This is a genomic window from Micromonospora sp. CPCC 205739, assembly GCF_036906795.1.
Classification (GTDB): Bacteria; Actinomycetota; Actinomycetes; order Mycobacteriales; family Micromonosporaceae; genus Micromonospora.
In genome coordinates this window covers 410,829-432,599 of the sequence record NZ_JBAKHS010000002.1, presented here as the reverse complement: position 1 = coordinate 432,599, position 21,771 = coordinate 410,829, and the positions used below count along the sequence as shown (strand labels likewise).

The following is a 21,771-nucleotide window of genomic DNA, read 5'->3' as shown; positions in this document are numbered from 1 at the left end:
GTGCGGCCGGGGAGAAGACCCCGGCCGCACTCCAGTGCCGTGTCGTCAGCTGAGCTTGAGCTCCTGCAGGGCAGCGATCTCCGTGCCCTTGATCTGGTACGCCCAGATGACGACCTTCGTCGGGTCGACGTCACCCTTGTCGTCGAACTTGATGTACTTCGACACGCCCTGCTTGTCGTAGGACTTCACGTAGGCGAGGATGTCGGCCCGGCTCTTCTTGCCGTCCTTGAACGCGTCCAGGTAGATCTGGGCGGCGTCGAAGCCCTCCGCGCCGTAGGAGCCCGGCGCCTGGCCGTACTCCTTCTGGTAGTCCGCCGAGAAGGTGCCGCCGGCCTTGTCGGCCGGGAGGCAGGGGCAGGTGATGATGGCGCCCTCGGCGCCACCCGACGCGCCCTGCGGGAACGCCGGGTCGTACAGACCGTCCGGGCCGACGAACTTGGCCTGGACACCGGCCGCGCGCATCTGCTTGACCAGCGGGGCCGCCTCACGGGTGTAACCGCCGTAGAAGACGTAGTCCGCCTGCGCCGCCTTGATCTTGGAGATGGTCGCGTCGAACTGCGACTGCTTCTCCTGGATCTTGTCGGTGCCGGCCAGCGTCGCGCCGAGGTTCTTGCCCAGCTCGGCGGTGATGCCCGCGCCGTAGGCGCTGCCGTCGTCGATGGCGAAGACCTTCGCCGCGTTCTGCGCCTTGAGGTAGGTCGCCACGGCGCCCGCCTGGGTGCCGTCGTTGCCGACCACCCGGAAGAAGGACTTGTTGCCCTTCTGGGTCAGGTCGGTCCGGGTCGCCGACGGGCTCACCATGGCCAGGCCGCCGGCCTGGTAGATCGGCATGGTGGCGTCGGACTCGCCGGAGAAGTGACCACCGATGACGCCGAGGAACGAATTGTCACCGGCGATCTGGTTCGCGAACGGGGTCGCCACCGCAGGGTCGCCCTGGGTGTCGAACTCCTGCAGGGTGACCTTGCAGTCCTTGTTCTTCTCGTTGAACTGCTTGACGGCGAGCTTCGCGCCGTTCAGCGACGGAATCACCAGGCCCGCGTTGTCACCGGTGAACGCGCCGAAGATAGCGATCTTGCCACCGCAGTCGCCCGACGCGGCGCTTCCGCCACCGCCCGAGTCCTGGCAACCCGCGGCGCCGACCATCGCCGCAGCGATCGCGGCGGCTCCGAGCACCCGTACATAGCTACGCCTCACGGCTTCCTGACCTCCTCCAGAAGCAGAAGGCGACTGCACCGAGAGGACGGCGACAGCACAGCCCGCACCACCACCCCACCCGGCAGGGACGCCCCTGCGTTACGGCTCGTGATGGCGGAGCGTACCGACACTCATACGGTCGAGGAAGGGCTTGGGGCGGGGTCTGCCAAACCGTTACGAAGACGTGCGCGATAGATACGGACGCCGTAACAGGCCGTTCCCTGAGCGGTCCTTAAGCCCCAGGTATGCCCTCATTGCGGGACGGCGGGCATCGGGGCCGACCAGGCCGCGGAGCGGACGCCGTCGTCGCCGAAGAGCCAGAGCCGCTCCCCCACCGCCACCACCGCCACGTCCCGGTCCGCGCCGGCCGGCACCGGAAAGGGCAGGTCAACGCCCCGCCAGGAGGTACCCAGGTCGATGGAGATCCACACCGAACGGGACGCGCCGTCGGAGACCGTCGCGACCAACCGCCCGCCGGCGGCCACCAGCCCGTCCACCGCCGGCACCCCGGAGCGGGCACCGGCGGCCGGCGACGCCACCGCGCCACCGAAGCCACCCACCGCGGCCCAGCCTGCGCCGTCACGCCGCCACACCCCGAACGACTGCCCGAGCAGCCCGAGCGCCACCGCGACACCGTCGACCAGGACCACCCGTTGCAACTCCTCGTAACGGTCCGTGCCGGGCAGCGCCGTCCGCGACCAGGTGCGGCCGTCCCGCGACGACCAGGCCATCGGGTCCCGGTCGATCCGACCGGCGGGCAGCACCCCACCCACCGCCAACCACCCCTCGGGTACGCCCACCGCGTCGAACGCCCAGCTGACTCCCCGCCCGTCGCTGGCCAGCTCCGGCGCGCCCTCCACCAGCGCGAAGTCCGCCGCGTCCGGCGACACCCAGGCCGCCGCGCCACTGGACCGGTTGCCGACGATCAACCAGCCCGCCGGGCCGCCCGTCAGGCGGGACACATTCACCGCCGTCGGCCCGCCGTACGTCTCGAACGAGGCCGACACCTCGACCAGCCCGCCGTCGGGGCGCTGCCGCCAGGTGCTCACGCGGGGGTAGCCGTGCGCGCCGCCGACCTTCGCCCCGATCGCCGCCAGCGCGCCGTCGCGGCAGCCGGCCGAGTAGAGCACGTTCTGCCTGCCGTAGAAGGAATCCGCGGCGATCGGCACGACCGTCCAGCTCGTACCGTCCCGGCTGGTCCAGGCGGCGGGGCGGGTCCCGCCGGCGGCGTCGGCGACGCCGCCCACGGCGTACCACCGGCCGGCGCAGGCGGTCGCGTCCCGCAACAGCGCGCGGCCCGGCGGACCGGGCGGCGCGGGCAGGGTCAGCGGCTGCCACGCCGGGCGGACCGGGTCCTCGGCGCGGCGCGGTGCGGGCGCCGGATCACAGGCGGCCAGCAACACGGCGAGTACGCCGAGCACCGCGAGCACGCGCCGAGTGGACACGCGTCGATGCTAACCACCGCCGATGGTTTCCGGGACCCGCCGGGCCCGGCGGGTCAGGCGGTCGGCTGGGCGACCTCGCCGCCGGCGGTCTCCGCGAGGATCCGCTCGGCGACCTCCTTCATGGTCATCCGGTGGTCCATCGCCGTGCGCTGGATCCACTTGAACGCCTGCGGCTCGGTCATGCCGTACGTGGTCATCAGCGCGCCCTTGGCCCGCTCGACGGTCTTGCGGATCTCCAGCCGGTCGGTGAGGCCGGCGACCTCCGACTCCAGGGCGGCGATCTCGGAGTAGCGCGACAGCGCGATCTCCACCGCCGGCACCAGGTCGCTCTTCTGGAAGGGCTTGACCAGGTACGCCATCGCGCCCGCCGCCCGGGCCCGCTCCACCAGGTCGCGCTGGCTGAACGCGGTCAGGATGATCACGGGAGCGATCCGGGCGCCGGCGATCCGCTCGGCGGCGGCCAGCCCGTCCATGATCGGCATCTTGATGTCGAGGATGACCAGGTCCGGCTTGAGCTCCTCGGCCAGCCGGACGGCGGTCTCACCGTCACCGGCCTCGCCGACGACCTCATAGCCCTCCTCGACCAGCATCTCGGCCAGGTCCAGTCGGATGAGCGCCTCGTCCTCGGCGATCAGTACGCGCCTGCGCTCGGCATCCGTCTGCGTCTCGGCCACGAGCCACTCCCACCAGTCTGTGCTCGACACCCGCCGTGCCGGGTGTCGCCGCCCTTAGCGTAATGGGTAGTCTGTTAAGGCCGGATCACGGAACGCCCCTGTACTCCAACGGAAGAGAGACGGAGCTCAAACCTCCGACAGTGTGGGTTCGAGTCCCACCGGGGGCACCAGATTGTCGTACGGACGTTCGAAGATAGTCCCGTGCATTCCCTTGAGATCCGCTCCCGCGCCCGTCAGCAGTATTTGGCCGGCAGCACGGTCGCCGAGGTCGCTCGCCAGTTCGGCCTGCCATATCCGACCGTTCGCCACTGGTGCAAAGATCGGTGCGAACCGAAGTGGCACGGCACGCAGGCGCGCTGCTTCCGCTGTCGGACCGACGTCGACAATCCGACAAAGCCCGCCGCCTACGCATACCTCCTCGGCCTCTATCTCGGTGATGGTCACCTGGTGACCACAGCCCGTGTGCCGGTGCTGCGGATCTACTGCGCCGATGCCTGGCCAGACCTGATCACGCTCTGCGAGAAGGCGATGCGGGAGGTGCTGGCGGGTTCGGTTCAACGGGTGCAGAGGCAGGGTTGTGTCACCCTGCAGAGCTACGGCGTGCACTGGCCATGCCTGTTTCCGCAGCACGGCCCGGGCAAGAAGCACGAACGGCCGATCGTCCTGGCCGACTGGCAGCGCCAGATCGTCGAGGGTCACCCCGGTGACTTCCTGCGGGGCCTCTTCCACTCCGACGGCTGCCGGGCCAGCAACGGGGTCACCGTGCGCGGCAAGCGATACGTCTACCCGCGCTACATGTTCACCAACGAGTCGGCCGACATCATGGGCCTCTGCCAGTGGGCCCTCGATCTGCTCGGCATCGCCTGGAAGATGAACCGCCGCAACTCCCTCTCCGTCGCCCGACGAGAGGCGGTCGCGGCTCTCGACCGGCACGTGGGCCCGAAGTCATGAGCCCGAGGAGACGTCAGACTCACCGCATGTGCGCCGAGCGCGGCGCGCGGCAGGCGCCGGTCAAATCATCCCGAGGGCCCGCTCCAGGTCGGCGCGCAGGTCCTCCGGGTCCTCCAGCCCGACGGAGATCCGCAGCAGTCCGCCGCCCGGCTTGGCGTCCCCCTCGACCGGCCGGTGGGTGAGCGACGCCGGGTGCTGGATCAGGGTGTCCACCCCGCCGAGCGACACCGCGTGCGTGATCAGCTCGCAGGAGCCGGCGACCGCGGCGGCCGCGGGCGCGCCGCCGCGTACCTCGAAGGCGAGCAGGCTGCCGGTGCCGGCCATCTGGCGGCCGACCAGGCCGGCCGGGTCGTGGACCGAGGGGTGGTGCACCCGGACGACGGCCGGGTGCCCGGCGAGCCAGGCGGCGAGCTTCTCCGCGCCGGCCTGCTGGGCGCGGACCCGCAGCGGCAGGGTCTGCAGGCCCCGGTGCAGCAGGTACGCGCCGAGCGGGTGAAGCACGGCCCCGGTGACGGCGCGCACCTGGCGCAGCCGGGCGGCCCAGTCGGCGTCGCAGGCGACGACGCCGGCGAGCACGTCGCCGTGGCCGCCGATGCTCTTGGTGGCGCTGTGCAGCACGAGGGCGGCGCCGTGCCGGGCGGGCTGCTGGAGCACCGGCGTGGCGACGGTGTTGTCGACCAGCAGCGGGACGTCGCCGGCGGCGGTGGCGAGCGCGGCGATGTCGACCAGGTCGAGGGTGGGGTTGGCGGGCGTCTCGACGATCACCAGGGCGGTGTCGGGGCGGACGGCGGCGGCGACCTCGTCGGGTCGGGCCCAGGTGACCTCGGTGCCGAGCAGCCCGGTGGCGAGCACGTGGTCGGTGCCGCCGTAGAGGGGGCGGACGGCGACGACGTGCCGCTTGCCGTCGCGGGTGGCGGCGAGCAGCGCGGCGGTCAGGGCGGCCATGCCGCTGGCGAAGGCGACGGCCGCGGCGGTGCCCTCCAGCTCGGCGAGGGCGGTCTCGAAGCGCGCCACGGTCGGGTTCCACAGCCGCTGGTAGACGGCGCTGGCGCCGTCCGGGAGCGTGCCGCCGGTGGCGAGCAGCTCGTACGCGTCTCCCCCGCCCTCGACCGAGGGCAGCGGGTTGGTGGTGGAGAGGTCGATCGGCGGCACGTGGACGCCGAGGCCTGCAAGGTCGTCGCGGCCGGCGTGCACGGCCCGGGTGTCCACCGTCGTCATGCCGGAAGCGTCGAACAAAGAGCCGACGTAGGGCAATAGATTCGAAGATTATTCTGCGTAGGGCTCTTTCGTTGTCGCAGCATTCGCGGAAGGATGCTCACATGCCCTCTGCGCCGAATGATGTGCGGCCTTTCGCCGCGCTGGACGACGTCGACCGAGCGATCCTGACCGAGTTGGCCGCCGACGGCCGGTTGCCGAACAACGCCCTCGCCGAGCGGGTGGGCGTCGCGCCCTCGACCTGTCTGACCCGCACCCGGGCGCTGCGTGACTGCGGGGCGATCCGGGGTTTCCACGCCGAGGTCGATCCGGCTGCGGTGGGGTTGCCGTTGCAGGCGTTGGTGTCGGTCCGGCTGACCGCGCACGAGCGGCCCGCGGTGGACGCCTTCCGGGCCCGCTCGGTACGGCTGCCCGGGGTGGTGTCGGTGTTCCACGTGGCCGGCGCGGAGGACTACGTGCTGCACGTGCGGGCGGCGTCCGGGGACGCGCTGCGGGACTTCGTGCTGGACCACCTGGCCGTGGACCCGGCGGTGCAGCACACCCAGACCAGCCTGATCTTCGAGCAGGCACGTGGCATGGGCTGACGATCACCCGTACCCGGAGAGGGGAACAATTCCGGCGGGCGCCGAGTTGATCACATGCGTGATCGACGTACCGATGTCTGTTCTCGACCTTGCGCCCGTGGCCCGGGGCGCGTCCGCCGGGGCGGCCCTGCGGGCCACCACCGAGCTGGCCCGCAGGGCCGAGGAGCTGGGCTACCGGCGGTTCTGGGTGGCCGAGCACCACAACATGCCGGCGATCGCCAGCTCCGCACCGGCGGTGCTGCTGGCCCACCTGGCGGCGCACACCGCCACCATCCGGCTGGGCTCCGGCGGGGTGATGCTGCCCAACCACGCCCCGCTGGTGGTGGCCGAGCAGTTCGGCACCCTGGAGGCGCTGCACCCGGGCCGGATCGACCTGGGCATCGGCCGCGCGCCCGGCACAGACCAGGTGACCGCGCTGGCGTTGCGCCGCACGATGGAGGGGCTGTCGGCGGAGGGTTTCCCCCGCGAGCTGGCGGACCTGATGAACTACTTCAGCGGGGACGAGCCGGGGCAGATCACCGCCACCCCGGGGCTCGGCCAGTCCCCCGCGGTCTGGCTGCTCGGGTCCAGCGGGTTCAGCGCCCGGCTGGCCGGGCTGCTCGGGTTGCCGTTCTCGTTCGCGCACCACTTCAGCGCGCAGAACACCCTGCCGGCGTTGCAGCTGTACCGGGAGAACTTCCGCCCGTCGCGCTGGCTGGACGAGCCGTACGCGATGGTGGCGGTCAACGTGGTCTGCGCGGAGACCGACGAGCGGGCCGAGTGGTTGGCCGGGCCGGGCGCGCTGTCGTTCCTGAAGCTGCGCTCGGGGCGGCCGGAGCCGCTCGCCAGCCCCGAGGAGGCGGCGGCGTACCCGTACAACGAGTTCGAGCGCGAGTTCGTGCGGCAGCGCCGCGACGGGCAGGCGATGGGTTCGCCGGAGACGGTCCGCCGGCAGCTCGGCGACCTGCTCGCCCGCACCGACGCGGACGAATTGATGATCACCACGATGGTGTACGACGTGGCCGACCGGGTGCGCTCCTTTGAACTGGTCGCCGGCGAGGTGGTTGGCGGGCTCAGCCGGAATGCCTGAAACACGCTCTTCATACCCACGTCACCCCACCGTCGCGCGGCGCGCCTAACTTAATCACCGGTGGTGGTACGGCACACCCGGTCGGGACGGGTCGGGGGTGCTGCGGTGTGGAGCACCGGGTCGCCAGTGGTGCGGATTCCGCGACTGGCGACCCGGTGCCTACCGGGCGAGACGCGCTCAGCGCAGGTAGATGTTCGGCGTGGGCGGGGTGCCCATGCCGTCGCCGATGAAGAACCCGGTGTGCGGCGGCTGGTTGTAGGCGGTGTTCTGCCAGGCCACCGAGACCCGGTACTGCGGGTCGTGCATCAGGGTGGGCAGGCGCAGGCCGGTCGGCGTGGGCGTGCTGTAGATCCGCAGCGCCCGGTTGTCGGTGGTCGGCCAGACGATCTCCTCACGCCAGTCGCCCAGCAGGTCGGCGGAGATCGACGGGGTGGCCTTGGTGCCGTTGACCGAGGTGACGCCGCTGCCGGTGAGCAGCCGGGCGTCGCCGCCGGTGCCGTACTTGTTCACGTACGTGCGGTCCAGCAGCTCACGCACGGGGTCGCCGTCCCACCAGACGAGGAAGTTCGCCGAGGACGGCTTGCGCCCGACGCTGCGCCCCCGGGTGTCGAGCAGCCCGTCGACGGCCGACGACCAGGATTCCGCGCCGGGGCTGCCGGCCCAGACGTCGGCGGAGACGCCCCGGCCGTTGTCGCCGGCCGGTGCGGTCTGCCAGAGCACCTGCCCGGTGCGGGCGTCGGCGAACCAGGAACCGGGCTTGCTGCCGTCCTCGTCGACCTTGAACACCTCCAGGCCCGGCCGGGCCGGGTCGAGGTCCCCGACGTGCAGGGCGTCGCCGTGGCCGTTGCCGGTCGACCAGAGCAGCCGGCCGTTGTCGTCGATGGCCGCCGCGCCGTACACGATCTCCTGGCGACCGTCGGCGTCCACGTCGGCCACCGACAGGTTGTGGTTGCCCTGCCCGGCGGCGGCGCCGTTGCCCGGGGCGTTGGAGTCGAAGGTCCACCGCCGGGTCAGCGTGCCGTTGCGGAAGTCCCAGGCGGCCAGCACCGCGCGGGTGTAGTAGCCGCGGGCCATGACCAGCGAGGGGCGCTGCCCGTCGAGGTACGCGGTGGCGGCGAGGAACCGGTCGACCCGGTTGCCGTACGAGTCGCCCCAGGAGGAGACGGTGCCGCGCGGCGGGTCGTAGTTGACCGTGGACAGGGCCGCGCCGGTGCGACCGTCGAACATGGTCAGGTACTCGGGTCCGCTGAGCACGTAGCCGCCGGAGTTGCGGTGGTCGGCGCCGGCCGAGCCGATCACCTGGCCGGTGCCGGAGCGGGTGCCGTCGGCGGTCTTCATGGCGACCTCGGCGCGGCCGTCGCCGTCGTAGTCGTACACCTGGAACTGGGTGTAGTGGGCGCCGGCGCGGATGTTGCGGCCCAGGTCGATGCGCCACAGCCGGGTGCCGGTGAGGGTGTACGCGTCGACGTAGACGGTGCCGGTGTAGCCGGACTGCGAGTTGTCCTTGGCGTTGGTCGGGTCCCACTTGAGCACGAACTCGTAGCGGCCGTCGCCGTCGAGGTCGCCGACGCTGGCGTCGTTGGCCGCGTAGCTGTACGCCTCCCCGGTGGTGCCGCCGGGCGGCGGCTGGATCGGCACGTCGAGGTGACCGGCGGCGAACTGGAGGGCCGGCGCCGACGCCGCCTGCTCGGCGCCGTTCACCACGGCCCGCACCGTGTACGACGCGCCGGCCGCCGCCCCGCCGTCGAGGTAGCTGGTGGCGCCGGTGATCGGGGTGCCGTTGACCCGGGTCGCGCCCCGGTAGAGGTTGAACGACACGCCGGAGGTCTCGGTGCCGAGCAGCCGCCAGGAGACCAGGTTGCCGGTCCCGGACCGGACGCTGACGAGTCCCCGGTCGAGCCTCTCCATCTGCTTCGCCCCGGCCGGCGGGGTGGTCGGGGGTGGGGTGGTCGAGGGTGGGGTGGTCGGCGGTGGCGCGGTGGTGGTGGGTGCGGTCGCGCCGGTGCAGGTGGTCCCGTTGAGCGCGAAGGCGGCCGGCGCGGGGTTGCTGGCGTCGTTCCAGGAGGCGTTGAAGCCGAAGTTGGCGGTGCCGCCGGTACCGATGGCGGCGTTGTACCCGGCGTCGCGGGCGGTGACCTGGGCGCCGGACTGGGTGACGGTGGCGTTCCACGCCTGAGTGACCCGCTGCCCGGCCGCGTACGACCAGGTCAGGGTCCAGCCGTTGACCGGGTCGCCGAGGTTGGTGACGGTGACGTCGGCGCCGAAGCCGCCGCCCCACTGGTTGGTGATCCGGTAGTCGACCCGGCAGCCCGCCGCGGCGGCGGAGGCGGCCATGGTGGTGAGGGAGCCGGCGAGGAGGGTGCCGGCCGCGGCGGCGGCGAGCAGCGCGGTACGGCGTCGTGACGGGGTGAAATACACGGGGCATGCCTCCGCAGAGGTCGGGCGCGCGGGGACGCGTCGGGCCCGACGGCTCGCCCAGGGCCGGCGGGAAGCGTCCGCCGCGCTGGCGGCGGTGATCGGACATCCATCGACGTCCGCGTGTCGGCTCCGCGCACCCCGGATGCTAGGACAACGCTTTCCCGCACGCAACGGGTTGCGCGGTGACCGGCACTCTTGCCCGCACGGCATCGGTTTGGTCGACTCGTCGGATGGCTGAGCACATGGACCCGGAGGAGTTCCGCCGAGCCGGGTACGCGGTGGTGGACTGGATCGCCGACTACTGGACGACGCTGGGGAAGCGACCGGTGACCTCGCAGGACCCGCCCGGCGCCGTGGCGGCGGCGCTGCCCGCGAACCCGCCCGAGCACGGCGAGCCGATCCAGAACGTGCTCGCCGACCTGGACACCCTGATCACGCCCCGGCTGACCCACTGGCAGCACCCCGGGTTCTTCGGCTACTTCCCGGCCAACACCTCCGGCCCCAGCGTGCTCGGCGACCTGGTCAGCTCCGGCCTCGGCGTGCAGGGCATGCTCTGGGCCACCGGCCCGGCCTGCACCGAGCTGGAGACGGTGATGCTGGACTGGCTCGCCGGGATCATGGACCTGCCGGACCGGTTCCGCTCCACCGGCCGCGGCGGCGGGGTGATCCAGGATTCGGCCTCCTCGGCCACGCTGGTCGCCACCCTGGGCGCGCTGCACCGGGCGAGCGGGGGCCGGTGGCGCGCGGTGGGCGTCGACCGCCGGTACCGGGCGTACACCTCCACCCAGGGGCACTCGTCGATCGAGAAGGCGGCGCGGATCGCCGGGCTGGGCGAGGACGGGGTGCGCCCGATCGAGGTGGACCCGGAGACGCTGGCGATGCGCCCGGCGGCGCTGCGGGCGGCGCTCGAGGCCGACCGGGCCGCCGGGGTCGTGCCGGCGATCGTGGTGGCCACCATCGGGACGACCTCCACCACCGCCGTCGACCCGCTGCCGGAGATCGGGGCGATCTGCGCCGAGTACGGCGTCTGGCTGCACGTTGACGCCGCGTACGCGGGCGCGGCGTCGGTCTGCCCGGAGCTGCGCTGGTCGCACGCCGGGCTGGAGCATGCCGATTCGTACTGCTTCGACCCGCACAAGTGGCTGCTCACCGGCTTCGACTGCGACGCGTTCTGGGTGGCCGACCGGGGCGAGCTGATCGAGGCGTTGACGGTGATGCCGGAGTTCCTGCGCAACGCCGCCACCGAGTCCGGCGCGGTGATCGACTACCGGGACTGGCAGGTGCCGCTGGGACGGCGCTTCCGGGCGCTGAAGCTCTGGTTCGTGCTCCGCTGGTACGGCGTCGAGGGGCTGCGGGCGCACATCCGCACCGGGATCGCCCTGGCCGACCGGTTCGCCGGCCGGGTGGCGGCCGACGACCGGTTCACCCTCGCCGCGCCGCACCCGTTCTCGCTGGTCTGCTTCCGGCTGCGGGCCGGCGACGAGGCGAGCGCCGCGCTGCTGGCCCGGGTCAACGGCACCGGGCGGGTACACCTGACGCACACCCGGGTCGCCGGCCGGTACACGCTGCGGCTGGCAGTCGGCTCGCCGCTGACCACCAAGGAGCACGTGGACGAGGCGTGGCAGCTGCTGGCGTCCGCGGCGAGCGACGTGCTCGCCGGCTGACACCTCCCACAGCTGGCGGCTGGCGGCTGGCGGCTGGCGGCTGGCGGCTGGCGGCTGGCGGCTGGCGGCTGGCGGCTGGCGGCTGGCGGCTGGCGGCTGGCGGCGGCATTCTCCCCGACGAGCGATATACCTCAGGGGCATAAATATGCCTCTGAGGTATATCGCTCTCGGGGGCATCCGCCCGCAGCACGGTGACGCTGGGTGAAGCAGAGGGGTCCGATAGGTCGGCGTGTCCGCGCCCCACAGCCCCACGGGCCCGATCGCGGCCCCCCGTCATCGCAACCAGGCCGGTCCCTGTCGGTCACGGCCCGATCGTGGCCCGCCGCTCGCCGCAGCCGGGCCGGTCCCCGGTCGATCACGTTCCGATCGCGGCCCGCCGCACGCCGCACCCGGGTCGGTCCCCGGTCGATCACGTTCCGATCGCGGCCCGCCGCTCGCCGCAGCCGGGCCGGTCCCCGTCGGTGCGGAGGAGGGCAGGGGCGCCCGTGGGCGTACCCGATCAGTTCAGCGGTCGGCCGTGGCGAGCCGCGGCGGGTCCTCGACCGGCGCGCTGGCCGGCGACCCGGGGACCGCCGACGCGGCCGGCGTCGGCCTCGCGGCCCCCACCGGCCCGGCGCCGCCGGTCGGGGCGAGGACGGCGTCGGCGGTGGCGCGGGCCCGGCGGGTACAGCGCAGCGCGCGCACGGCCAGCGCCAGTGCGACCAGCCAGCCGGCCGTGAGCAGCGCGTAGACCACGGGCGGCAGCGCGCCGCCGGTGCCGCCGGCGCGCATCAGGGTGCGGGCGTTGGTCAGCACGATCACGCCGCCGATGGTCGCGCCGAGCAGTTGAGCCGGGACGATGCGGACCAGCCAGGCGGCGACCGGCGCGGCGATCAGGCCGCCGACCAGCAGCGCGGCCACGGTGGGCAGCAGGAAACCCTGGCTGCCCAGGCCGATCAGGAAGCCGATGCTGGCCGCGCCGGCGACCACGAACTCGGCGGTGTCTACGGAGCCGATCACCTTGCGCGGCTCCAGCCGGCCGGAGACCAGCAGCGCGGGCGTGGCGACCGGGCCCCATCCCCCGCCGCCGGTGGCGTCGACGAAGCCGGCGACCAGGCCGAGCGGGCCGAGGAACCGGCCACGCAACCCCCCGGCGCCGGCCCGGGGGCGCAGCGGCCGGGAGAAGCGGACCAGCAGGTACGCGCCGAGCACGAAGAGGATGCCCGCCATCCACGGCGCGGCCGACTCCGTGGAGATGGCGCTGAGGAAGGTGGCGCCGGCGAAGGCGCCGAGCGCGCCCGGCACGGCGATCCGGGCGACCACCCGCCAGTCGACGTTGCCGAAGCGCCAGTGCGCGACGCCGGCGGCGAGCGTGGTGCCGATCTCGGCCAGGTGCACCGAGGCGGAGGCGGTGGCCGGGGCGATGCCGGCGAAGAGCAGCAGCGTGGACGAGGTCAGCCCGTACGCCATGCCGAGCGCCCCGTCGACGAGCTGAGCAGCCAGCCCGACCAGGGCGAGGACCAGAAGCTTGCGCACGCGCGCCCCTCCGAACTTTTCGGCATCTCCTATCGACTTGGTCGACAATGCGGCACGACGGGGGCGGGGTCAAGCCCCCGATCGGTGGGTGGGACGGCCCGGCGACGGCTCGGGCTCAGCTCCAGGCGCGCGGGTCGGCGGCCAGCTCGGTGATCCGGCCCGGCAGCTCCCCGGCGGCCACGTCGGCGATGCTCACCTGCTCCAGGATCTCCCGCTCGCTGGCCCGCAACGCGATCCAGACCTCCTGCAAGGACCGGGCCGCGCCGTGGTAGCCCAGCTCCTCGGGGCGCTGCCCGCGCACGTGGGCCAGCGGCCCGTCGATGACCCGGATCACCTCGGCCAGGGAGATCTCCGCGGCCGGCCGGGCCAGCCAGTAGCCGCCCTCGGGCCCGCGCTGGGCGTGCACGATGCCGCCCCGGCGTAGCTGGAGCAGGATGCTCTCCAGGAACTTCGGCGGGATCTCCTGGGCCCGGGCGATCTGCTCGGCGGTCACCGGGCGGGGCCGCCCGACACTCGCGCCGCCGGCGACCGAGGCCAGCTCGGCGGCCGCGCGGAGGGCGTAGTCGACTCGGGCGGAGAGGCGCATGACCGCAAGGCTAGTCGGCTGGTCAGCCGCCCGGTCTGCCGCCCCTCACCCTTTTGATCACGCGCCGACGCGGCGGAGCAGACCCTCCTGTACGGCGCTGGCGATGTGCCGGCCGTCGGTGGTGAACATCCGGCCGGTGGCCAGCCCCCGGGCGCCGGAGGCGGACGGGCTCCAGCAGTCGTAGAGGAACCACTCGTCGGCCCGGAACGACCGGTGGAACCACAGCGCGTGGTCGAGGCTCGCCCCGACCACGCCGCCGGGGCCCCAGACCTCGCCGTGCACCGAGAGCACCGAGTCCAGCAGGGTCAGGTCGGAGGCGTACGTGAGGGCGCACGCGTGCAGCAGCGGATCGTCCGGCAGCTTGCCGTCGATGCGCATCCAGACCCGCTGGTACGGGTCGGCCGGGCGGTCGCCGGGGCGTACCCAGCCGGGCTCGCCGACGTAGCGCACGTCGATCGGGCGCGGGATCTGCCCCCAGATGCCGAGCCGCTCCGGGTAGCGGGAGAGCCGGTCGGTCATGGTGGGCACGTCGTCCGGGCCGGGCACGTCCGGCGGGGTGGGGGCCTGGTGGTCCAGCCCCTCCTCCTGCCGCTGGAACGAGGCCGACATGAAGAAGATCGGCTTGTCGTGCTGGAGGGCGACCGAGCGGCGGACCGAGAAGGACCGGCCGTCGCGGATGTTCTCCACCTGGTACTCGATCGGCTCGGCCGGGTCGCCCGGCCGGACGAAGTAGCCGTGCAGGGAGTGCACGAAACGCTCCGGGTCGACGGTGCGCCCGGCGGCGACCAGGGCCTGCCCGGCGACCTGGCCGCCGTACACCCGTTGCGGGCCGACCGGCGGGCTCATCCCCCGGAAGGTCATCTCGCCGGTGTGGTCCAGGTCGAGGACCTCCAGCAGCTGGTCGACCGCGGCCTGGCCGGTCGCCGCCAAGTGCTCGGTCACTGCAGGGCCCGCGCGGACGCGGCGTCGACCAGCGAGCCGAGCTGGTGCACCCGCAGGGTGTTGGTGGAGCCGGGGGTGCCGGGCGGCGAGCCGGCGACGATCACCACGTAGTCGCCCGGGTTGGCCCGGTTGAGGCCGAGCAGCGCCTGGTCGACCTGGCGGAACATGTCGTCGGTGTGCTCGACGAACGGCATCAGGAAGGTCTCCACGCCCCAGCAGAGCGCGAGCTGGTTGCGCACCTCGGGCACCGGGGTGAAGGCCAGCAGCGGCAGGTCGCAGTGCAGCCGGGAGAGCCGCTTGACGGTGTCGCCGGTCTGCGAGAAGGCGACCAGCGCCTTGGCGCCGATGGCCCGGGCGATCGAGGAGGCGGCGACGGTGAGCGCCCCGCCGTGGGTGCGCGGGTCGTGCTGGAGCCGGGGCACCCCGATCGAGCCGGACTCGGTGGTGGTGACGATCTTCGCCATGGTGCTGACGGTGAGCACCGGGTACTTGCCGACGCTGGTTTCGCCGGAGAGCATCACCGCGTCCGCGCCGTCGAGCACCGCGTTGGCGACGTCCGAGGCCTCGGCGCGGGTCGGCCGGGAATTCTCGATCATGGAGTCGAGCATCTGGGTGGCCACGATGACCGGCTTGGCGTTCTCCCGGCAGAGCTGCACGGCGCGCTTCTGCACCAGCGGCACCTGGTCCAGCGGGAGCTCGACGCCCAGGTCACCGCGGGCGACCATGATGCCGTCGAAGGCCAGCACGATGGCCTCGAGGTGGTCCACCGCCTCGGGCTTCTCGACCTTGGCCAGCACCGGGCGGTGCACGCCCTCCTCGGCCATGATCGCGTGCACGAGCTTGATGTCGTCGGCGGAGCGGACGAAGGAGAGCGCGATCATGTCGACGCCCAAGCCGAGGGCGAAGCGCAGGTCCTCCGCGTCCTTCTCGGAGAGGGCCGGGACGCTGACCGCCACGTTCGGCAACGAGACGCCCTTGTTGTTGGAGACCGGCCCACCCTCGGTGACCAGGACCCGGATGTCGTTGCCGGTGACGTCGCTGACCTCGACGGCGACCCGGCCGTCGTCGATCAGCAGCCGGTCGCCCGGCTTCACCTCCTGCGGCAGCTTGCGGTAGGTGCAGGAGACCCGCTCCTTGGTGCCGACGATGTCGTCGCCGGTGATCAGCACGGAGTCGCCGGTGCGCCACTCGTGCGGACCGTCGGCGAACTTGCCGAGGCGGATCTTGGGGCCCTGGAGGTCGGCGAGGACGGCGACCGGGTGCCCGGCGGCCTCGGCCGCCTCCCGCACCAGCCGGTACACCGACTCGTGGTCGGCGTGACTGCCGTGGCTGAAGTTGAGCCTGGCCACGTTCATGCCCGCCTCGACGAGCCCCCGGATCCGCTCCGGGGACGAGGTGGCAGGGCCAAGAGTGCAGACGATCTTCGCGCGGCGTGTCACGCCCATCAGGCTAGTCTCTCCTCCGGGTCGACCTGCGGGCCGACCCCTTTCGGACTGCGGAACAGTTGTCCAACGACGCGCCGCGGCGAGCGCGTGGCCGGCGGGCGCGGAGCCGCGCCGGGGGACGTCGTGAGTGGCGGGCATCGGCGACCGCGCGCCGGGAATCGTACCGCCCGCCCGCACCCGCCGACGGGGCCGCTCCCACGCCCGCGCCGCGCGCCCACTCCGGCGCCACTCACCCACCGCCGGTGGTTGCCGGCAGCGTGGGTACGGCGGAGAAGATCGCCGTCGGATCGTACCGGTGCTTGGCTCGGCGCAGCCGGGCCCAGTTGTCGCCGTACGCCAGCCGGACCCGGTCGGTCTCCTCGGGGGCGAGCAGGTTCGGATAGCCGCCCGGCACGGCGTGCGGGGCGAGCGCGGCGCTGGTGCGCTCGGCCCACTCGCGGTGCGCCCCCGGCTCGTCGCCCGGCGCCCAGACCGCGATCACCTCGGCCAGCAGGTGGTCGGCGCGCAGCCCGAACGCGGTGTCGCCGGCGCCCACCCGGCTCGCCGCGCCGTGGAAGTGGTGCAGGGCGATCGCCGAGTACGGCGAGCCGACCCGACGGGCGGCGTCGACCAGCACCGCCACCGCGTCGTCGGTGAGCCTGGGCAGCCACCGGGTCCGCAGCAGGTAGTGGTTGCCGTCGACCATCCCGTCGTCGAACATCCGCAGCACGTCCTCGTACGGCAGCGGCGCCACCTGGTCCACCAGCGGGGTGCCCAGCGCCCGGATGCGCTCGACGTACCGCTGCCCGGCGGCCGGGTCGTCGCCGCTGTGCACGGGGCAGACGAAGACCAGCGGCTCGCCCGCCGGCCCGGGCAGGAAGCCGGCCATCACGGTCAGCTCGTCCGGCGCGTCGGCGACCAGGTCCCGGTAACCGCGCAGCACGTCGACGGCCTCGTCGAGGGCGAACATGACCATCCCGGCGAGGGCGGCGGGCAGCCGGTGCGCCCGGTAGGTCAGCCGGGTCACCACCCCGAAGTTGCCACCGCCGCCGCGCAGCGCCCAGAAATGCTCGGCGTCGTGCTCCGGGTCGGCGGTGACCCGGCGACCGTCGGCGAGCACCACCTCGGCGGCGAGCAGGTTGTCCAGCGCCAGGCCGTACCGGCCGCAGAGCGGGCCGTACCCGCCGGCGAGGGTGAGCCCGGCCATGCCCACGGCCCGGACCACGCCGGTCGCCACCACCAGGTCGTACGGGCGCAGCGCCGCGACCACGTCCCCGGCGGTGGCGCCGCCGGCCACGGTGACCGTCGCGGCGGCCGGATCCACCTCGACGTCGCGCATCCCGGTCAGGTCGAGCACCAGGCCGTCGTCGCGCAGCGCCCGACCGGCCCAGTCGTGGCCGCCGGCCCGGACGGAGAGCGGCACCCGGTGGCGCCGGGCGACCCGCAGCACGCCGGCCACCTCGTCGGCGTCGCGGCACCGGGCGACCAGCTCGGGTGCGCGGTCGACCGCACCGTTCCAGACCCGGATCGCGGCGGGGAAGTCGGCGTCGGCGGGCCGGAGCAGCCGGTCGCCCAGCAGCTCACGCAGCTCGGCGGCGGCGCGGGAGAGGTCGGGGGTGGTGGTGGCCGTCATCGGGGCTCCTCGGCCCGGCCCGGCGGCGCCCGGCGCGCCCGCCGTCCGGAGCCTCCCAGTGGACACCCGCGCGGCGGCCGGCGCCGTCACCCTGCCGACAGTCGCCTAGCTCTCCTTCTTCACCAGCGGGAACTCCAGGGAGCCGGCCGGGCAGAGGAAGGTCAGCACGTCGACCTGGTAGAGCCCGGCCTGCACGGCCGGATCGGCCTCCATCACGCTGCGCACGTCGTCCACGGAGCCGGTGCCGGCCAGCCCGAAGCCGATCGGCGGCGCCGGCTCCCGGGCGGGTCCGTCGATCGACCCGGAGACCAGCACGATCCCCCGGCGCTGCAACGCCTGCATGTGCTCGAAGTGCTCGGCCTGCAAGCGCTGCACGGTCTCCTCCGGCAGGACCCGACCGGCGGCCCCCGGGTAGAGCACGATGCACTCGTACGTGTCGAGCGCGAAGTCCAGCTGCGGCGTACCCGTCATGGCGCCCCCTCCCGCGCGGCCGGCGTCGCCCCGCGCCGGTCCCCCGACTCGGCACAGCGTCCCACGCGGAGGCGGGCCGCACCGGCCGCTCCGGCCAACTGCCCCGCCGGCGTACCCGGTTGCCGACCGGCTGGGCCGTTCGTCCACGAGCGCCGCCCGGCCGACCCGATCGACCAGGGACGAAGCCACCGCCCGCTGGTACGGTCCGACCGATGGGGAAACGCTCGAGCCGCCGAGCGGAGGTGGAGATGACGCAGCCCCCGCGTCGCACCACCGGACCGGACGACTTCCGGTGGCGGGACGTCTTCGCCGCCGGCGGTGAGATGGGCGCCCGGATCGCCGCCCACGACTGGTCGGCGACCCCGCTCGGGCCGGTCGACTCCTGGCCGCAGAGCCTGCGCACCGCGGTCACCATCTGCCTGCACTCCCGCTTCCCCATCCTGCTGTGGTGGGGGCCGGAGCTGGTGATGCTGCACAACGACGCGTACCTGCCGATCCTCGGCTCGTCCAAGCGGGACGCGCTGGGCCGGCCCGGCGCGACGGTGTGGCCGGAGATCTGGGACGTCATCGGCCCGATGCTCACCGGTGTGCTGGCCGGCGAGGGGGCGACCTGGAGTCAGGACCAGCTGCTCCTGCTGGACCGCAACGGCTTCGTCGAGGAGTGCTACCTCACCTTCTCGTACAGCCCGATCATCGACGAGTCCGGCGGCGTCTTCACCGCGGTCACCGAGACCACCGACCGGGTGGTCAGCGACCGCCGGCTGCGGGCGATCAGCGGCCTCACCGCGGCCCTGGTGGACGCGGTCGAGCCGGACGAGGTGCGGGCCGAGGCGGCGGCGCGCGCCGCCCAGCACCAGGCCGACCAGCGCTTCCGTACCCTGGTGGAGGCGTCCAGCGCGGTGGTCTGGACGGCCGACGCCGCCGGCGCGATCGTGGCGCCGCAGCCGTCCTGGGAGGCGTACACCGGGCAGCGCTGGGAGCAGTACCGGGGCACCGGCTGGGGCACGGCGCTGCACCCGCAGGACCGGCCCCGCATCGAGGCGGCCTGGCAGGAGGCCGTCGCCGGCCGGGCCCCGCTGTTCGAGGCCGAGGGACGGCTCTGGCACGCCGCCAGCGGCGGGTACCGGCACTTCGCCGTGCGCGCGGCCAGCCTGCGTGACCCGGCCGGCGCGATCACCGAGTGGATCGGCACGGTCGACGACATCGAGGACCGGGTGGTCGCGGAGGCGGCGGCCCGGCGGACCGCGGCGATCAGCAGCGCCCTGCTGGACAGCGCCCCGATCGGGGTCGGGCTGGTGGACACCGAGCTGCGGCACCTGCACGTCAACCCCGCGCTGGCCGCGTTCCACGGCCGGCCGGCCGAGGACCACCTGGGTCGCCGGCCCAGCGAGCTGCGGCGGGCGTACCCGCCCCGGGTGGAGCAGCTGATGCGCCGGGCGCTCGACCGCGGCCCGGTGGTCGGCGTGGAGTCCACCGCCGAGCCGCTGCCGGGCGGTGCGGACCGCCGGCACTTCGTGTCCAGCTACTTCCCGATCCGCATCGCCGGCACCGACGAGCTGGTCGGCCTGGGGTTCACCGTCGTCGACGTCACCGGACCCGGCTGCTGGAGGCGCTCGGCGAGGAACGGGCCCGCTTCGAGCGGCTCGCCGCCACCGACGTGCTCGCCGTCTTCGGCGGCGAGGAGGACCTGGTCACCGAGGCCAACGAGGCGTTCCTGACGATGCTCGGCCACACCGCGCAGGACGTGGCGCAGGGCCGGCTGGACGGGCGCCGGCTCACTCCCCCGGGCTGGGAGGAGGCCGACGCGCGGGCGCTGGCCGAGCTGCGCAGCGCCGGCCGGGCCCGCACGTACGACAAGGAGTACCGGCACGCCGACGGACACTCCGTCCCGGTGCAGATCGGCGTGGTCGCCCTGGAGCGCGAGCCGCTGCGCTGGCTGGCGTACGCGACGGACCTGAGCGCGGAGCGGGCCACCCAGGCGGAGCTGCGGCTGTTCCAGGCGCTGGTGGAACGCTCCGGCGACTTCATCGCGGTGGCCGCCCCGGACGGGCGCGCGGTCTACGTCAATCCCGCCGGCCGCGAGTTCGTCGGCCTGGCCGCGGAGGCACCGGTGGACGGGTTGCGGCTGCTGGACTTCGCCGCGCCCGAGGCGCGCGAGGTGTGGCGGCGGGAGCTGATCCCGGCGGCACTGCGCGCGGGGCACCACCGGGCGGAGACCCGGCTGGCCCGGCTGGACACCGGCGAGCAGCTCGACGTGGACCACCAGACGTTCACCGTCACCGCCGGGGACGACCGGGACACCACCGCGTTCGTGGCCACCGTGGCCCGGGACATCGGCGACCGGCAGCGCGCCCTGCGCCAGGCCGAGGGGCTGGCCCGGCTCGCCGGGGCGCTCAGCTCCGCGCGGGGGCAGGACGCCGTCGTCCAGGTGATCACCTCGACCGTCCCGGCGGTGGTCGGCGCGTCCGTCGTCCGGGTGGCGGTCGCCGCGCCCGGGTCACCGACGCTGGAGATCGCCGACGGCGACGGCCCGCAGCGACTGCCGGTCGGCGCCGACGTGCCGCTGGCCCGGGCGGTACGCGACGACGCGACCGTGCCGCTGGCCGACGGCGCCGGGGTCTGCCTGCCGCTGCGCGAGGGCGACGGCGGCGTCCTCGGCGCGCTGGAGGTGCGCTGGGGCCGGCCGGTGGTCGACGACGAGGCACGGCACACCCTGCTCGACGCGGTGGCCGGGTTGTGCAGCCAGGCGCTGCGCCGCGCCGAGCTGACCGGCTCGGCGCTGGCCATGGCGGACTTCGCGGCCCGGCTGAGCGTCACCCGGTCCACCCGGGAGGCGATCGAGGTGATCCTGAGCGCGGCGCCGGCGACGCTGGGGGCGACGATGCCGGGGCTGGCGATGCGGGACGAGGGACGCCGGGTGCGGCTCTGGTACCACGACGTGCCGCCGGCGCTCTCCGCGAGCTTCGCCGACCTCACCATCGACGACCCCCGGCCGATCGCCCACGCGCTGCGCACCGGCGAGCGGATAGTGGTGCGCGACCGGGCCGAGTTCGCCGCGCTCTTCCCGGGCCTGCCCGACGCGGCCGGGGCGCACGGCATGGTGACCACGGTGGCGTTGCCGCTGCTGGACGCGCAGCGCCGGCCGATCGCCGCGCTGGGGTTCGGCTGGCGGCGGGAACGCCGGCTGCGGGAGGGCGACCTGGCGCAGCTGGACACCATCGCCGACCTGTGCGAGCAGACCCTGGAACGGGTCCGGCTGGCCGCCGCCGAGCACAACCTGGTGACCCGGCTGGCGGGGCGGCTGCGGACCTCCGCGTCGAGGGTGCCGCCCGGCCTGGAGATCGCGACCCGCTACCAGCCCGCGATGAGCGGCCTGCACCTCGGCGGCGACTGGTACGACCTGATCGCCCTCGACGGCGACCGGCTGGCGGTGGTGGTCGGCGACGTGGTCGGTCACCAGGTGGAGGCGGCCGCCGACATGGCGCAGCTGCGGACGGTGGTGAACACCCTGATCCGTACCGGGGTGCCGCTGGCCGAGGTGTTCCCCCGGCTGACCGAGCTGCTGGGCGTGGGGTTCCTCGGCACCTGCCTGGCGATGGTGGTCGATCCGGTCGCGGGTGAGGTGGCGATGGCCCGGGTCGGGCATCCGCATCCGGTGCTGGTGCGCCCCGGCCAGGCCCCGGAGACGGTACGCACCGGTCCCGCGCTGCCGCTGGGGCTGGTCCGCGAACCGGTGCCCGTGACGACGGTGCCGTTCGGCCCGGGCGACCTGCTGGTGGCGTACACGGACGGGCTGGTGGAGCGGCGCGACCAGTCGTACGACGCGGGGGTGGCGGCGCTGCACGACGTCATCGTCCCGGTGCGCGACCAGCCGGTGGAGGTGATCGCCGACGCGATCCTGGGCAAGCTCTCCGGCTCCGACGACGACCAGGCGCTGGTGGTGATCCGGCACGTCGGCTGAGGTGCCGGGCCGTGCCGGACGGGCG

17 protein-coding genes and 1 tRNA gene are annotated in these 21,771 nt (G+C 73.9%); 7 read left to right on the top strand and 11 right to left on the bottom strand.

From position 1 onward, the window contains the following. Positions 1–45 precede the first annotated feature (45 nt). The 3 genes from V6U88_RS05925 to V6U88_RS05915 all read right to left on the bottom strand — a co-directional run bounded on the left by V6U88_RS05925 (position 46) and on the right by V6U88_RS05915 (position 3,313). Positions 46–1,194, bottom strand: a complete 1,149-nt coding sequence (locus V6U88_RS05925) for a branched-chain amino acid ABC transporter substrate-binding protein (protein ID WP_334450522.1) — start codon at positions 1,192–1,194, stop codon at positions 46–48. Positions 1,195–1,445: 251 nt separating this feature from the next. Further along, positions 1,446–2,639 carry a hypothetical protein gene (locus V6U88_RS05920; protein ID WP_334450520.1) on the bottom strand — a complete coding sequence of 398 codons (1,194 nt, stop codon included), beginning with the start codon at positions 2,637–2,639 and terminating at the stop codon, positions 1,446–1,448. Between the two features lie 53 nt (positions 2,640–2,692). After that, complete coding sequence (locus V6U88_RS05915; protein WP_154943735.1) at positions 2,693–3,313, bottom strand: ANTAR domain-containing response regulator; 621 nt, start codon at positions 3,311–3,313, stop codon at positions 2,693–2,695. 94 nt (positions 3,314–3,407) lie between these two features. Between V6U88_RS05915 and V6U88_RS05910 the strand changes: the two genes are divergently transcribed. After that, positions 3,408–3,483 (top strand) — tRNA-Leu (locus tag V6U88_RS05910). A 31-nt stretch (positions 3,484–3,514) separates the two neighbouring features. Further along, positions 3,515–4,264 carry a terminase gpP N-terminus-related DNA-binding protein gene (locus V6U88_RS05905; RefSeq protein WP_334450517.1) on the top strand — a complete coding sequence of 250 codons (750 nt, stop codon included), beginning with the start codon at positions 3,515–3,517 and terminating at the stop codon, positions 4,262–4,264. A gap of 60 nt (positions 4,265–4,324) precedes the next feature. On the opposite strand, the gene V6U88_RS05900 is transcribed toward V6U88_RS05905, so the two are convergent. After that, entirely contained in the window at positions 4,325–5,500 is a 1,176-nt protein-coding gene (locus V6U88_RS05900; protein ID WP_334450516.1) for a trans-sulfuration enzyme family protein, read from the bottom strand. A gap of 83 nt (positions 5,501–5,583) precedes the next feature. Here V6U88_RS05900 and V6U88_RS05895 point away from each other — a divergent pair, with 83 nt between their 5' ends. After that, positions 5,584–6,063 carry an Lrp/AsnC family transcriptional regulator gene (locus V6U88_RS05895; protein WP_334450514.1) on the top strand — a complete coding sequence of 160 codons (480 nt, stop codon included), beginning with the start codon at positions 5,584–5,586 and terminating at the stop codon, positions 6,061–6,063. Between the two features lie 73 nt (positions 6,064–6,136). Then, positions 6,137–7,132: an LLM class flavin-dependent oxidoreductase gene (locus tag V6U88_RS05890; protein ID WP_334450513.1), complete on the top strand. Its 996-nt coding sequence runs from the start codon at positions 6,137–6,139 to the stop codon at positions 7,130–7,132. Positions 7,133–7,309: 177 nt separating this feature from the next. On the opposite strand, the gene V6U88_RS05885 is transcribed toward V6U88_RS05890, so the two are convergent. Then, entirely contained in the window at positions 7,310–9,466 is a 2,157-nt protein-coding gene (locus tag V6U88_RS05885; RefSeq protein ID WP_442934573.1) for a rhamnogalacturonan lyase family protein, read from the bottom strand. A gap of 314 nt (positions 9,467–9,780) precedes the next feature. Between V6U88_RS05885 and V6U88_RS05880 the strand changes: the two genes are divergently transcribed. Next, positions 9,781–11,214 carry a pyridoxal-dependent decarboxylase gene (locus V6U88_RS05880; protein ID WP_334450511.1) on the top strand — a complete coding sequence of 478 codons (1,434 nt, stop codon included), beginning with the start codon at positions 9,781–9,783 and terminating at the stop codon, positions 11,212–11,214. A 504-nt stretch (positions 11,215–11,718) separates the two neighbouring features. Here the strand turns inward: V6U88_RS05880 and V6U88_RS05875 are convergent. The 6 genes from V6U88_RS05875 to V6U88_RS05850 form a co-directional block, all read right to left on the bottom strand. After that, positions 11,719–12,729 carry a sulfite exporter TauE/SafE family protein gene (locus tag V6U88_RS05875; RefSeq protein ID WP_334450509.1) on the bottom strand — a complete coding sequence of 337 codons (1,011 nt, stop codon included), beginning with the start codon at positions 12,727–12,729 and terminating at the stop codon, positions 11,719–11,721. 115 nt (positions 12,730–12,844) lie between these two features. Continuing rightward, positions 12,845–13,315, bottom strand: a complete 471-nt coding sequence (locus V6U88_RS05870; RefSeq protein ID WP_334450508.1) for an RrF2 family transcriptional regulator — start codon at positions 13,313–13,315, stop codon at positions 12,845–12,847. Positions 13,316–13,372: 57 nt separating this feature from the next. Then, a complete protein-coding gene (locus V6U88_RS05865) occupies positions 13,373–14,257 on the bottom strand; it encodes an acyl-CoA thioesterase (protein WP_334450507.1) in 885 nt (294 codons plus the stop codon). Further along, on the bottom strand, positions 14,254–15,702 hold the full coding sequence (gene pyk / locus V6U88_RS05860) for a pyruvate kinase (RefSeq protein WP_334450506.1): 1,449 nt from the start codon (positions 15,700–15,702) through the stop codon (positions 14,254–14,256). The genes V6U88_RS05865 and pyk overlap by 4 nt, the downstream gene beginning before the upstream one ends. 229 nt (positions 15,703–15,931) lie before the next feature. Continuing rightward, complete coding sequence (locus V6U88_RS05855) at positions 15,932–17,314, bottom strand: FAD-binding oxidoreductase (RefSeq protein WP_334450505.1); 1,383 nt, start codon at positions 17,312–17,314, stop codon at positions 15,932–15,934. A 105-nt stretch (positions 17,315–17,419) separates the two neighbouring features. Beyond that, on the bottom strand, positions 17,420–17,785 hold the full coding sequence (locus V6U88_RS05850) for a YciI family protein (protein WP_334450504.1): 366 nt from the start codon (positions 17,783–17,785) through the stop codon (positions 17,420–17,422). A gap of 248 nt (positions 17,786–18,033) precedes the next feature. Between V6U88_RS05850 and V6U88_RS05845 the strand changes: the two genes are divergently transcribed. Both V6U88_RS05845 and V6U88_RS05840 read left to right on the top strand, forming a co-directional pair. Then, the gene (locus V6U88_RS05845) at positions 18,034–19,503 is read left to right on the top strand and encodes a PAS domain-containing protein (protein ID WP_334450502.1); all 1,470 of its coding nucleotides are present in this window, start codon (positions 18,034–18,036) and stop codon (positions 19,501–19,503) included. Continuing rightward, entirely contained in the window at positions 19,443–21,746 is a 2,304-nt protein-coding gene (locus V6U88_RS05840; protein ID WP_334450500.1) for a SpoIIE family protein phosphatase, read from the top strand. The genes V6U88_RS05845 and V6U88_RS05840 overlap by 61 nt, the downstream gene beginning before the upstream one ends. Positions 21,747–21,771: the final 25 nt, after the last annotated feature.